This is a genomic window from Streptomyces sp. NPDC058257, assembly GCF_042881845.1.
In the GTDB taxonomy this organism is placed as follows: Bacteria; Actinomycetota; Actinomycetes; order Streptomycetales; family Streptomycetaceae; genus Streptomyces.
Genome location: NZ_JBHVXJ010000027.1, coordinates 21910 through 35605 on the forward strand (window position 1 = coordinate 21910; position 13696 = coordinate 35605).

At 69.3% G+C, this 13696-nt stretch carries 10 protein-coding genes; 4 read left to right on the forward strand and 6 right to left on the reverse strand.

Going from position 1 to position 13696, the window contains the following annotated elements; genetic code table 11:
• Window positions 1-117 precede the first annotated feature (117 nt).
• Window positions 118-483 carry a hypothetical protein gene (locus ACFVXC_RS38185; RefSeq protein WP_389915447.1) on the reverse strand — a complete coding sequence of 122 codons (366 nt, stop codon included), beginning with the start codon at window positions 481-483 and terminating at the stop codon, window positions 118-120.
• 132 nt (window positions 484-615) lie between these two features.
• On the opposite strand from ACFVXC_RS38185, the gene sigJ reads away from it, so the two are divergent.
• Window positions 616-1521 carry an RNA polymerase sigma factor SigJ gene (sigJ, locus tag ACFVXC_RS38190; RefSeq protein ID WP_389915450.1) on the forward strand — a complete coding sequence of 302 codons (906 nt, stop codon included), beginning with the start codon at window positions 616-618 and terminating at the stop codon, window positions 1519-1521.
• Here sigJ and ACFVXC_RS38195 read toward each other — a convergent pair.
• Both ACFVXC_RS38195 and ACFVXC_RS38200 read right to left on the reverse strand, forming a co-directional pair.
• Window positions 1518-1937 carry a DUF3592 domain-containing protein gene (locus tag ACFVXC_RS38195; RefSeq protein ID WP_389915453.1) on the reverse strand — a complete coding sequence of 140 codons (420 nt, stop codon included), beginning with the start codon at window positions 1935-1937 and terminating at the stop codon, window positions 1518-1520. The genes sigJ and ACFVXC_RS38195 overlap by 4 nt on opposite strands.
• 172 nt (window positions 1938-2109) lie before the next feature.
• Complete coding sequence (locus ACFVXC_RS38200) at window positions 2110-3075, reverse strand: Ku protein (protein ID WP_389915455.1); 966 nt, start codon at window positions 3073-3075, stop codon at window positions 2110-2112.
• Window positions 3076-3367: 292 nt separating this feature from the next.
• On the opposite strand from ACFVXC_RS38200, the gene ACFVXC_RS38205 reads away from it, so the two are divergent.
• Both ACFVXC_RS38205 and ACFVXC_RS38210 read left to right on the forward strand, forming a co-directional pair.
• Window positions 3368-4684, forward strand: coding sequence for a phosphatase PAP2 family protein (locus ACFVXC_RS38205; protein ID WP_389915458.1), 1317 nt, complete (start codon window positions 3368-3370; stop codon window positions 4682-4684).
• A 421-nt stretch (window positions 4685-5105) separates the two neighbouring features.
• Window positions 5106-6449, forward strand: a complete 1344-nt coding sequence (locus ACFVXC_RS38210; protein ID WP_389915461.1) for a hypothetical protein — start codon at window positions 5106-5108, stop codon at window positions 6447-6449.
• A 120-nt stretch (window positions 6450-6569) separates the two neighbouring features.
• On the opposite strand, the gene ACFVXC_RS38215 is transcribed toward ACFVXC_RS38210, so the two are convergent.
• Together ACFVXC_RS38215 and ACFVXC_RS38220 are read right to left on the reverse strand one after the other, a co-directional pair.
• A complete protein-coding gene (locus ACFVXC_RS38215; RefSeq protein WP_389915464.1) occupies window positions 6570-7823 on the reverse strand; it encodes a cation:proton antiporter in 1254 nt (417 codons plus the stop codon).
• A 73-nt stretch (window positions 7824-7896) separates the two neighbouring features.
• Complete coding sequence (locus tag ACFVXC_RS38220) at window positions 7897-9108, reverse strand: aromatic acid exporter family protein (RefSeq protein WP_389915467.1); 1212 nt, start codon at window positions 9106-9108, stop codon at window positions 7897-7899.
• A 252-nt stretch (window positions 9109-9360) separates the two neighbouring features.
• Between ACFVXC_RS38220 and ACFVXC_RS38225 the strand changes: the two genes are divergently transcribed.
• The gene (locus ACFVXC_RS38225; protein WP_389915470.1) at window positions 9361-10014 is read left to right on the forward strand and encodes a YceI family protein; all 654 of its coding nucleotides are present in this window, start codon (window positions 9361-9363) and stop codon (window positions 10012-10014) included.
• Window positions 10015-10098: 84 nt separating this feature from the next.
• On the opposite strand, the gene cobN is transcribed toward ACFVXC_RS38225, so the two are convergent.
• On the reverse strand, window positions 10099-13695 hold the full coding sequence (cobN, locus tag ACFVXC_RS38230) for a cobaltochelatase subunit CobN (protein ID WP_389915676.1): 3597 nt from the start codon (window positions 13693-13695) through the stop codon (window positions 10099-10101).
• Between the last annotated feature and the right edge of the window lies 1 nt (window position 13696).

Consider the following 13696-nt stretch of genomic DNA (forward strand, 5'->3'; position numbering starts at 1 on the left):
TCGTGGGGGGAGTTGATGGTGCCGTGGGGGCAAGGAACTGTAACTGTTCATGGCCAGGGGATGGGAGGCGGCGCGCGTCGGCGCTGCCTCTGTAGCGGACCTCAGCCGTATCGGACCTCAGCGTCGCGCAAGCGCCAGCACGCTCAGTCCGAACATCAGGACACCCAGGGGGAGATGGACCGACGGTATGTGCGCGATGCCGAGCACGACCTGGGCCGAGGCGAGGGCGAGAAAGCCGGACGCGTGCCAGACGGGCCGGGGCGAGCCGCCACCCGGCTTCCACGCGAGGACCGCCGCGAGCACGTACAGCATCGACGCCCCGTACATCACGCGGGCTCCGACACTGTGCAGCGCCTCTCCGTAGGACGCGGTCAACAGCAGTCCGGCGGAGACCGCTTGAAGGAAAATGGTCAGGGTCTGCAGGGTGATCGCGATCTGCAGAAACGAGAAGCGGTGCTGTGCCGTCGTCACCTGGGTTGCCATGTAACGGTCCCCATTTCCGCCCGGGGGCGGCTTTCCCGCCTGCGGGCAGTAGATCGATAAGGTCTCACAGGGCCGACGACGCGGGCCCGCCAAAGGTAAGGCCGAAGGCAGGGCGAGGGGGCGGTCAGGAGCATGGGGACGGCAGGGGCGAGCACCGACGAGATAGCCGGTGAGCGGCGCCAACTGATCAATGTCGCCTACCGGTTGCTCGGGTCACTGGCCGAGTCGGAGGACGCCGTACAGGAGGCCTACGCGCGTTGGTACGCGCTGCCCCGAAACCGGCAGGAGGCGATCCTGTCCCCCGGCGCCTGGCTCACGACGGTGACCGGCCGCATCTGCCTGGACGTGCTCGGCTCCGCTAGGGCCCGGCGTGAACGCTATGTCGGCGCGTGGTTGCCCGATCCGCTGCCCGACCACGCCGAGCGCGACCACGGACATGCCACCGACCTCGCCGACCAGATGATCCTGGACGAATCGGTGACCATGGCCTTCCTCGTCGTCCTGGAGTCGATGACACCCGCCGAGCGGGTGGCATTCGTCCTGCACGACGTCTTCCGGTACCCCTTCGCCGAGATCGCCCGCGTCCTCAGCCGGACCCCCGCGGCCTGCAAGCAGCTCGCGGCCTCCGCACGACGGCGGGTGCGCGCCGCGCGGGCTCCGAAGACGGTGACGGCGGGCGGGCAGGCCGACGCGGTACGCCAGGTCAAAGAGGCATGGGAGTCCAAGGACATCGTGGCCCTCGTCGACCTCCTCGATCCGGACGCCGTCATGACCGCCGACGGGGGCGGCATGGTCGGCAGTGCCCTGCGCCCGATCGAGGGCGGCGCGCGCATCGCCCAGTACATGGTCGCCATCGCCGACAAGGCTCCGGGGCTCGAACTCCTGGAGCGGTCGGTCAACGGCATGCCGGGCCTGGTGGCCCAGCGCGCCGGGACCGTCATGACCGTAGCCTCGTTCGCTGTCACCGATGGCCGCGTCACCCGGATCTGGGCGGTCCGCAATCCTGAGAAGCTGCGGCCGTGGGGGCGGGACGCCTAAGAACGCCTGCGCCTGACCACCTCGATGGCCGTCCCGATTCCCGCCATCACCAAGCCGATCCCGCCCAGGACGACCGGCAGCAGCCACAGCGAGGTGAACCCGTTGATCCGCGCGTCCTCGGGCGAATCGGCGCGGTACAGGACCTCGACCTTCTCCCCCCTCTCGTACGACGGCGGATTGGAGCCCGCCGAGCCCCGGAACGTCCTCGGCGTGCCGTCCGCCGAGGTGAACTCGACGACCGGGTACGCCGTGGGCCCGTCGTTCGCCCGCTGCTTACGGGATACGCCGTGGATGTCGTCCCGCCACTCCAGCGACACCACCGTCCCCGGGGCACGCTCGGCATCCGCCAGGAACGAGACCGACACCCCCACCGCGATCAACGCGCCGACCATCAACAACGTACCGACCGTGATCACCCCGAACGTGGCCCACCGTCCGGCACCCCACCCACGCGCCCGAACCCGCACTACATCCCTCTCACTTGCCCAAAGTCAGAGGGACGGTATCCCAGGCACTCCGGCCGCCATGCTCCAGCCCCTTGGGGTCCACGGGCTTCACAGCATCTGCACCCGAGGGCCCGAGACCTGGCTAGGCCCCGCGCTTCTTCGGTGCCGTCTTTCTTCCGGCTGCCGTCTTCTTCGCCGTGGACTTCTTGGCGGCGGACTTCTTCGCGGTCGTCTTCTTGGCGGCCCTTTTCTTCGGCATCTCGTGGACGGTCGCGTTCTTTCCGCTGCCCCCGCTGTCCCCGCTGCCCCCGCTCTCGCCGCGGGCGGCCTGCGCCTTGGACACGGACTCCTGGAGTGCCGCCATCAGGTCCAGGACCTGTCCACCGGCCGGTGCTTCCTCCTCGTCCGGCTTCGGCGGCTTCTTCCCTCCGGCCTTTGAGTTGATGAGCTGCTCAAGGGCTTCGGTGTAGCGGTCGGTGGCCCAGTCCTGACCGGCGATGCCGTCGGCGGTCATGGAGTCGATGAGGAGTACCGCCCTGTCGATCTCCTCGTCGCTCACGTCGACCGCCTTGGGCGCCAGTTGCTGCGGATCCCTGACCTCGTCGTCCCATTTCATGGCGTGCAGCAGGATCACACCGCTCTGCACCCGGAGCAGGCCGAGGCGTTCTCTGCCGTGCCACGCGAACTTCGCGACGGCGGCCTTGCTGTTCCGTTCGAGGGCTTTGCGCAGAAGCGTGTAGGGCTTGGCCGCGACCTGCCCGTCGGCCTGGAGGTAGTACCCCTCCCCGATGCGGATCGGGTCCACGCTCTCGTACGGCACGAACGCGGCGATCTCGATGGCCTTCGCGGTCGGCAGCGGCATCTCGTCGAGCTCAGCGTCGGTGACCGCGACGATCGTGTCCTTGCTGACCTCGTAGCCCTTGCCGATCTCGGCGCTCGTCAGCTGCTTGCCGTCGATCTCGCAGACCTTCCGGGTACGGACCCGGCTCATGTCCTCGAGGTGGTACTGGTGAAACGAGATCGAGTGGTTCTCGGTGGCGGGCAGAACCTTGATCGGGATCGTGACCAGGCCGAACGAGATCGCACCGGACCAGACGGGGCGGGGCATGCGCTACCTCCGTGACAGCCCCGAGAACACCAGTGTGAGGTCTCAGCGATCACTTCACCATCGCAGAGCCGACCGGTAAGGGGCAGTGTCACTTACACGTAACCCGCGAAACCCATCCGCAGCACTCCGCTAACATGATCGAACTCACAACGAGTGCCGTGATCGCCGTCCTTCACCAGAAAACCATGCCATCTAGCACGAAGAGTGAGCTATTTAACTGACACCTAACAAATCGGCTGAAGCATTGATATCTATAGCATCTCGAATGTTTTCGCGAGAAAACGTCAGAACAATGTTCGTCGCGTGGCGTCAGCCACGGGCGATGCTGTGGACCGCGGTGAGCGTGGTGGCCCTCGGATTCCTCATCGCTCTGGAGATCGCGGCGCGCCACTACGGCGTGGCGGGGCCGATCACCAATCAGGCGCAAGAGGTGATCTTCGCGCCCAAGTCCGGGCCACTGCTGTACGCCGGTATGGCGTTGATGATGGTGGCGCTCACCTGGCGGCAGCGATTCATCGCGCTCGGTGTCGCGGTCGGGATCGACGTCGTCTTCTTCCTGGTGCGGTGGGCTGTCGACGCCAAGATGATGTTCGGCAACGGCGCGTTGTGGGTGATCTTGGGCTGTGCGGTCATCGCTCTCACACGCCGCACCGGCCAGGAACGCGTCCTGCTCCTGAAGGGCGTCGGCCTGAGCCTGCTGCTCGTGGCCGGCCGCAAGACCGGTGACACCTGGCTGCTCATCACGTCGAAGACCCGCCCGACCGTGCTCGACCAGTACGTGGCGACCGCCGACCACGCGCTGGGCAACCCGTCATGGCTGGCGGGCCGGGTGGTCTCGTCCACCGGCTCGATCGGCGCCCATGTCCTTGACTACGTCTACATCCAGCTCGCGGTGGCCGCGGTCATCGTCGCGCTCTACCAACTGCGCAACGTGGCGGTCGAGCGCCGCTTCCCTGGCCATCATCTGGTGCGCACCTTCCTGGTCATCGGCCTGCTCGGTCCCGCCATCTACATGATCTTCCCGGTGGTCGGGCCGATCTTCACCTATGGCACCGGCGCCTTCGGAACCGGTGGCGAGCAGTGGGCCCTTGCCAACCTGTGGCCGCACACGCCACCGCCGATCGCGAACCCGCACGCCATACCCTTCGACGAGATAACCCCGCGCAACTGCATGCCCAGTCTGCACACGGCGTGGGCCACCACGATCTTCATTCATTCCCGCAAGGGCCCACGACTTCTGCGATACGCGGGCGTGTTCTGGCTGATCGCCACGCTCTCCGCGACGCTGGGATTCGGCTACCACTACGGCGTGGACCTCATCGCCGGCGTGGTGTTCGCGTTCACGATCGACGCGGCGCTGCGCGCGCTGGACCGTGGCTGGGACCGGGCAGGAATTCAACTGGTCGCCTACGGCACAACGGTCTTCGCTCTGCTCCTGGTGTCGTATCGCTATCTGCCGGTGCAGATGGCCGAACACCCGTGGGTCTTTGGACCGCTTCTTGTCCTGGCGATGATTTCAGTGGTCCACGGATACGTGCGGACCAGCAAGCTGTGGGAGCCGAAAGCCGCACCGGCACCGAAGCCGGAACCGCAACCCGAGCTGGTCTGAGGCATCTGAGGCATGTCGCACCCGCGCCGATGGTTGCCCGTCGCGCGCGAGTACGGCACAAAAGTCCGCCGTAGCGACCTGCCCCCACTGATGTAACCGACGCATCCGCATCGTGGAGGGCATGCGACACATTGACCCCCGGGGTCTCTCGGTGTTCGCTCGCTACGGTGCACCTGGTCACGACCGATCACCGCAGAGACTGCTGACCGGGGTCTCCGGTGCGATCCTGCCGCCTTCCCTGGCCGGCCTGCTCGCACCGGCCGGGGCCCAAGCCCCGGGGGACCACGCACGGGGGACTGCACACGGGCGAGAACCGCGCACGGCGGGAACTGCGCACGGGGATCGACACGCTCTGCCATGCCCCCCTTCACGAACGGGCCCGGACGGCACACGCAGACCGCTGTCGACACAGGAGGAACCGATGACCGTTCATCAGCGCGCGACGGCCGCGAGCGCCGTGCTCGCCGCCCTCTGCGCCGTGACCGTCCTGGCACCCGCGGGCGCGTCCGCCGACACCGCCGCGCCGCGCACCGAGCGGCTGAGCGTCGGTCCGGGAGGCGTTCAGGGCAACGCCGCTTCCACGAACCCCTCCATCAGCGCCGACGGTCACTACGTCGCGTTCGTGTCGGCGTCCAGAAACCTGGTCGCGAACGACACCAACGGCACTCCCGACGCCTTCGTCCGCGATCTGCGCACCGGGAAGACGGAGCGCGTCAGCGTCAAGAGCAACGGAAAAGCGAGCCACGGTGTCGTACGGGAGGTCTCGCTCAGCCCCGACGGGCGGTATGTGGTCTTCACCTCCACCGCCGACGATCTCGCGGGCGGCGACCCGAACGACCTCGACGACGTCTTCCTGCACGATCGGAACACCGGTAGGACCACACGGATCAGCCCCACCGGCGCGTCCTACGACGGGCTGCGCGGCCACCTGACGTACGACCCCGTGGTCAGCGGCGACGGCCGCTACGTCGCCTACGCTTCGGGCGCCGAGGATCTCGTCGCGGGGGACGCCAACAAGCGGGACGACGTCTTCCTCTACGACCGCAAGAAGAAGACCACGGAGCTCGCGCAGCTCACCAACGAGGGCGGGCAGGGTGAAGGCGACGCGTTCGCCCCGGCGTTCGCGGGCGACTCGGGTGGCCGGTATCTCGCCTTCACCTCCAACACCGCCAACCTGGCCGGGGTGGAGGACCACTCCCTCGCGACGGACGTCTTCCTGCGCGACCGGGAGAAGGGCACCACGGAACTCATCACCGTTCCGCACAAGTACAACCGCAAGACCCCGTCCTGGGACCCCGCCCTCAGCGGTGACGCCCGCTATGTGGCGTTCACCTCGGCCTCCAGGGCACTCAGCCCCGAGGGACCGGCCCCGACCGCCTCGCACAACGTCTTCCTCTACGACCGCGAATCGAAGCGTGTGCGGCTGGTCAGCGCCGCCCCGGACGGTACTCCGGCCAATGGCGAGAGCGACGACGTCTCGCTGAGCCGGGACGGGCGCTACGCGGCCTTCACTTCTGCCGCCTCCAACCTCGCCCCCGAGGAGGACGGCGACAGCAGTGCGGACGTCTTCCTGCGGGACATGGTGACCGGCGATGTACACCTCATCAGCGACGAGAGCGAGCCAACGTCCGAGGACACCGCACCAGGGCCGCGGACCGGCGTCAGCGAGGACGGCGGCGCGGTGGTGTTCGACTCCCCCGCCGGAAACCTCGTACCCGACGACACCAACGGCGCGGCCGATGTGTTCCTGCGTCTGCCGCGCTGACGTACTCCGCCGCCGAGGCACTGAGTGCGGCATCGTGTGCGTGAACGGCGAGGACCTGGTGCCTGGCTCGACGGCACCGGGCCCGGCCCCTGGCAGGACGCGGGCGCCGCTGCCCGGCCGTCAGCGGTAGCCGGATCTGTCCAGGCGCCTCAGCACGGGCGAGGCCGCGGCCCCGTGCAGTATCACCGACAGCAGGACGACGAACGTCACCACCGACCACAACTCCTCGTCGTACGACTGAAGTTCCCCCTCTCCCAGCGCATACGCCAGGTAGAAGACGGAGCCGATCCCCCGGACGCCGAAGAAGGAGGTCATCGCGCGTTCCCTCAGGGTGGTCCTCCCCCGCAACTGGGCCAGCCAGCCCGTCAGCGGACGGATCACGAGCAGTACGAGGACGGCCGTCATCGCGCTGCCCAAGGTGAGGGCGGAGAGACCGCCGCCGGCGATGAACCCCCCGATGAGGAACAGCACACCGGCCGTGAGCAGCCGCTCCACCTGTTCCATGAAGGTGTGCATCACCACCTGGTACCCGTGCGCGCGCTCGGCGGACCGGATCGCGCAAGCCGTCGTGAACACGGCGAGGAACCCGTAACCGTGCAGCACTTCCGTGAGGCCGTACGAGATGAAGGTCGCCGCAAGCGCGACGAAACCCTCCCTGTGCTCGGAGAGACGGAGCGCTTCCCAGCCCGCCCGGAAGAACATCCAGCCGAGAAGCCGGCCGATCAGCAGGCCGACCGCCACGCCCACCGTGACGCGTACCGCCACGTCGCTCCACAGCCAGTGGCCCACCCACTCGCCGGACCAGCCCTTTTCCGGCGCCGCGAACATCGCGAGGGCCGCGAGGACCAACGGGAAAGCGAGGCCGTCGTTGAGGCCCGCTTCACCGGTGTGGGCGAAGCGCACCTCGTCCTCGTCGTTCTCGGCATCCGTCGGCTCACCGACCCGTACCTCCGCGGCGAGCACGGGGTCGGTCGGTGCGAGAACGGCGCCGAGGAGCAGGGCGACGGCCGGCGGCCAGCCCACAAGACCCCGGGCGACCAGGGCGGTGGCCACCACGGTCAGAGGCATGGTGATGCCAAGCAGGCGCCAGGCGGTGGACCAGGACCGGCGGCCGAACGGTCTGTTGATCGCGAGACCGGCCCCCATCAGGGCCACGATCACGATCACCTCGGTGAGGTGCTCCACCCACGCCCGGTGCTGGTGGGGATCCAGCTCGGGCAGTCCGGTCGGCAGCAGACAGACGAGGAACCCCACGGCCAGGAAGACCATCGGCATGGACATCGGCTGCCGGGCCACCAGTCTGGGCAGGACCGCCGCGAGCAGGGCGCCGATCCCCACGCAGGCGTACCCGACGTCCGCGGCTGTCACTTCCATCTACCGGCACCTGTACCTCTGCTCGTGGTGATCCCGTGCTGAGGGGTTCCCACTTGGATCAGCCCTAACCGAGTCACGCGTTCTGGTCGACGTGCCGTTGAAGCACATCGCAGACGTGCTGGAACTCCTCCATGAGGCGGCTGGACTCGACGACGAGGACTCCGTACGGGCGAGCCGGGTCGGTCAGCGGCAGGCCCGCCCTGCTCGCTCCGTCGGCCACGTTCCGACAGCATCCCTGGGCCTGGTCGGCCAGGCGGCACATCTGTCGGGCCTGCTCGGAGAGGGAGTCCTCGTCCAGCTCGCCGAGCACCTGGGCGATCTTCGTGAGGGTTTCCAGGAAGTCGGCGTAGCCCCGGAGGAAGGCCAGGTCGTCGTGCCGGTCCCCCTCCTCCTCGTGCCATTGGTGCAGGCTGCGCGTCAGCGACGCCACTTGGTACAGCGAACGTTCGAGGGCTTCGAGGACCGCTCCGTACCCCTCGAAGGAAGTCCGGCCCCGGTATCTGCGCAGCAGGCGGCGCGGGTTGAAGTAGAGGCTCTCCTCCGCGGTACGGAAACCGTCCCGCGCCTGTGTGATCAGCCCTCCGGTCTGCTCGGCTCGCCAACGCCACTGCCGACAGGTCTCCTCGTTCAACTCTCCCTCGCGCAGCACCGGGTACATGTCGCTCACCAGCTCGCCCAGAGCGGTGGACAGTGAGCGGATCCCGTATTCGGCGCTGCGGTAGCGCATCGGCGGGGCCACCGTGACGTTGACGACGACGCCGATGGCGCAGCCGATGAGGACCAGCAGGACGATCTGCCCGAGCTGGGTGGCCTTTTCGGTCACGGACGTGGCGGAGGCATAGGTGGAGAAGGCGAAGAACGCCGCGGTGGGGACCTGCGCCCCCTGCGCGCCGAGCGCGGGCCAGCGCCCGATGGACAGGCCCACCAGCGCGACGAGGACGAACGTCAGCAGATCGGGTCCGCCCAGGAACCCCAGGACCGCGACCATGGCCACGCCGGCCGTCACCGCCGCCAGGTAGCGCAGCGACTGCAGCAGGGACTGGTACACCGTCACCTGCATGATCAGCACCGCGGAGAACGGGGCGAACGCCGGGGACGGTGCGTCGAGCAGGTAGTAGGAGACCACCCAGGCCAGGGTCGCGGCCAACGTGCTCTTGAGGGCCAGGAGCAGCGTGTGCCGCTCGTAGCCAGGGATCCCCCGCGCCCGTCGCCACCATCGCCGCGCACGCTCGAACCGCCCCTGGGCCGCGGCTTCCGCCCCCTGCCCTCCGCCCTCGCCGGCCATGCAGCGGCTCCATTCCGATCAGCAGGTCATCGAGCCCAGCCTGGTACCCGGCACGGCCGTCCGCATGCGGACCGACATCGCTGTGACCCTGAGTGATGCCGGGCGATCCACCCGTGCCTCCACATCCGTGCCGATCTTGTGCATCTTTGCAGTCAGTGCCATGGAACCCGGACGAGACCTCCCATCTTGCTGAGCGCCACCTGTCAACGGCGTGATAACACGGAGTGATCAAATCCAAGGAGACGACGCATCATGGGTATCTTCAGCCGTCGCCAGGCCGCGACCCTCGAGCCGACGCCTTCAATGGGCCCCGGTTCGCCTCTCCCAGCGGCGGGCGATGCCGCGCTCGATCCGGCGCTCCGTGCGCTGACCGGGCAGTGGACCATTGACCGCCCGCACAGTCGCATCGGGTTCTCCGTACGGCACGCGATGGTCACGACGGTGCGAGGTGCCTTCGCCGACTACGAAAGCTCGCTGTACTTCGACGGTGCCCGGCCCTCCGAATCGCGGGCCGAGATCGTCATCAAGGTCGCCAGCGTCGACTCCGGTGTGGAACAGCGGGACACGCACCTCATAGGCGCCGACTTCTTCGACGCGCGCCGCCACCCGGAGATGACGTTCTGCAGCACCTCCACGGTCCATGAGGGCGGCGAGACCTTCCGCATGGCCGGGGAGCTGACCATCAGAGGTGTCGCCCGGCCCGTCGAGCTGCAACTCGACTACCTCGGCTCGGTCGTGGACCCGTTCGGCTTCGAGAGGGCCGGTTTCGACGGCACCACCACCATCGACCGCACCGATTGGGGACTGGTCTACAACCAGCGCCTAGAGACGGGTGGCGCCATGGTGAGCGAGAAGGTCCGGCTGCAGTTCGACATCTCCGCGATCCGGGCCACGCTCCCGCAGTAGTACAGAGCGATGACGACGAGGGGAGGGCCCCGTCCCGGTGCCGGGACGGGGCCCTCCCCTCGTTCACGGGCCGGAGGCCGGTGCTCAGTCCTCGCCCTCCAGGTCGCCTTCCGTCTCCAGGTACGCCTGGCGCAGGGCCTCGATCACGGCCGGATCGGGCTTGGCCCACATGCCGCGCGACTCCGCCTCCAGAAGGCGCTCGGCGATTCCGTGCAGGGCCCAGGGGTTGGCCTGTTGAAGGAATTCACGGTTGGTCGGGTCCAGGACGTACGTCTCGGTGAGCTTGTCGTACATCCAGTCGGCGACCACGCCCGTCGTCGCGTCGTACCCGAAGAGGTAGTCGACCGTCGCGGCCAGCTCGAAGGCCCCCTTGTAGCCGTGGCGGCGCATCGCCTCGATCCACTTGGGGTTGACCACGCGGGCCCGGAAGACACGGGAGGTCTCCTCGACCAGGGTGCGGGTGCGGACCGTCTCGGGCCGGGTCGAGTCGCCGATGTACGCCTCCGGGGCGCTGCCCTTCAGCGCGCGGACCGTGGCCACCATGCCGCCGTGGTACTGGAAGTAGTCGTCCGAGTCGGCGATGTCGTGCTCGCGGGTGTCGGTGTTCTTCGCCGCGACCTCGATGCGCTTGTACGCCGTCTCCATCTCCTCCCGCGCCGGACGCCCGTCGAGCTCACGGCCGTAGGCGTAGCCGCCCCACACCGTGTAGACCTCGGCGAGGTCGGCGTCGGTGCGCCAGTCGCGGGAGTCGATGAGCTGGAGCAGGCCCGCGCCGTAGGTGCCGGGGCGGGAGCCGAAGATGCGGGTGGTGGCGCGGCGCTCGTCGCCGTGGGCCGCCAGGTCGGCCTGCGCGTGGGCGCGGACGAAGTTCGCCTCGTCGGGCTCCTCCAGCGACGCGGCAAGGCGGACCGCGTCGTCCAGGAGGCCGATGGTGTGCGGGAAGGCGTCGCGGAAGAAGCCGCTGATGCGCAGGGTGACGTCGATGCGCGGGCGGCCGAGCTCTTCCGCGGGGATCACCTCGAGGCCCGTGACGCGGCGCGAGGCGTCGTCCCAGACCGGGCGGATGCCCAGGAGGGCGAGCGCTTCGGCGATGTCGTCACCGGCGGTGCGCATGGCGCTCGTACCCCACAGGGAGAGGCCCACCGAGGTGGGCCAGTCGCCGTTGTCGGTGCGGTAGCGCTCCAGGAGCGAGTCGGCCAGGGCCTGGCCGGTCTCCCAGGCGAGGCGCGACGGCACCGCCTTGGGGTCGACGGAGTAGAAGTTGCGGCCGGTCGGCAGGACGTTGACAAGGCCGCGCAGCGGGGATCCCGAGGGCCCTGCCGGGACGAAGCCACCCTCCAACGCGTGGACGGCGTGGTCCAGTTCGTCGGTCGTGGCTGCTAGGCGCGGTACGACCTCGCTCGCGGCGAAGTCGAGGATGTCGGCGACGGACCGCGGGTGGCCTTGGGCAACTCCCGCCACCGCGTCCGGGGCCCAGTCCGCGTCCTCCATCGCCTGGACCAGCGCGCGTGCCTGCTCCTCGACCTCGTCGGCGCTGGTGCGGGTGGCCGCCGACTCGTCGAGGCCCAGCGCCTCGCGCAGGCCGGGCAAGGATGCCGTGCCGCCCCAGATCTGACGGGCGCGCAGGATCGCGAGGACCAGGTTGACGCGGTCGGCACCGGCCGGGGCGCCGCCCAGGACATGGAGGCCGTCGCGGATCTGGGCGTCCTTGATCTCGCAGAGCCAGCCGTCGAGATGCATGATGAACTCGTCGAAGCCCTCGTCCTCCGGGCGGTCCTTCAGCCCCAGGTCGTGGTCGAGCTTGGCGGCCTGGATCAGGGTCCAGATCTGGGCGCGGATCGCGGGCAGCTTCGCCGGGTCCATCGCGGCGATCTGGGCGTGCTCGTCCAGGAGTTGTTCGAGACGGGCGATGTCGCCGTAGCTGTCGGCGCGGGCCATCGGCGGTACGAGGTGGTCCACGAGGGTGGCGTGGACCCGCCGCTTGGCCTGCGTGCCCTCTCCCGGGTCGTTGACCAGGAACGGGTAGATCAGGGGCAGATCGCCGAGCGCCGCGTCGGGGCCGCAGGCGGCGGACAGGCCCGCGTTCTTGCCGGGCAGCCATTCGAGGTTGCCGTGCTTGCCGAGGTGGATCATCGCGTCGGCGCCGAAGCCGTTGTCGTCGGCGGAGGCGGCGATCCAGCGGTAGGCGGCCAAGTAGTGGTGCGAGGGCGGCAGATCGGGGTCGTGGTAGATCGCGATCGGGTTCTCGCCGAAGCCCCGCGGCGGCTGGATGAGGATGAGCAGGTTGCCGCGGCGCAGGGCGGCGAGGACGATGTCGCCCTCCGGGTTCTGGGACCGGTCCACGAACATCTCGCCGGGGGCGGGGCCCCAGTGCTGCTCCACGGACTCGCGGAGCTCGGCGGGGAGGGTGGCGTACCAGCGGCGGTAGTCGGCCGCCGGGATGCGGACGGGATTGCGGGCCAGCTGCTCGTCGGTGAGCCACTCCTGGTCGTGGCCGCCGGCCTCGATCAGCGCGTAGATCAGCTCGTCACCGTCGCCGGAGGCAAGCCCCGGCACCTCGTCCGTACCGAAGTCGTATCCCTCGGCCCGGAGCCGGCGCAGCAGCGAGACGGCGCTCGCGGGGGTGTCGAGGCCGACCGCGTTGCCGATCCGGGAGTGCTTGGTCGGGTACGCGGACAGGACGAGCGCGATGCGCTTGTCGGCGGCAGGGATGTGGCGCAGCCGCGCGTGCCGTACGGCGACGCCGGCCACGCGGGCCGCGCGCTCGGCGTCTGCCACGTACGCGGGAAGTCCGTCCTCGTCGATCTCCTTGAACGAGAACGGCACCGTGATCAGTCGGCCGTCGAACTCCGGGACCGCGATCTGGCTCGCCGCGTCCAGCGGGGAGACGCCCTCGTCGTTGTCCTCCCAGTCGCTGCGCGAGCTGGTGAGGCAGAGCGCCTGGAGGATGGGGACGTCGAGGCCGCTGAGGGCGCCCGCGTCCCAGGACTCGTCGTCGCCGCCCGCCGAGGCCTCGGCGGGCCGTGTGCCGCCTGCCGCGAGGACCGTGGTCACGATCGCGTCGGCGGCCCGCAGTTCGTCGATGAGTTCGGGCTCGGGGGTGCGCAGCGAGGCGACGTACAGCGGTAGCGGGCGGGCTCCGGCGTCCTCGACGGCGCGGCACAGGGCCTCGATGAAGGCGGTGTTGCCGCTCATGTGGTGGGCGCGGTAGTAGAGCACCGCGACGGTCGGTCCCTGGACCTGACGGGCGGTGCGCTCCAGCGGGCCCCACGAGGGCGCGGGGGCGGGCGGTTCGAAGCCGTGGCCCGTCAGCAGGACGGTGTCGGAGAGGAACCGGGCCAGCTGCTCCAGGTTGCCGGGGCCGCCGTGGGCCAGGTAGGCGTGGGCTTCGGCGGCAAGGCCGATGGGGACGGTCGATGCGGCCATCAGCTGGGCGTCGGGGGCCTGTTCGCCGGTCAGGACGACCACGGGGCGTCCGGTGGCGATGACTTGGTCGAGGCCCTCCTGCCAGGCGCGCACTCCGCCGAGCAGACGTACGACGACCAGGTCGGCGCCGTCCAGGAGCTGCGGAAGGTCCTCGAGCGGGAGCCGGGAGGGGTTCGCGTAGCGGTAGGCGATCGGTCCGCCTGCGGCGCGGGCGCTGAGCAGGTCGGTGTCGGACGTCGACAGGAGCAGGATCATG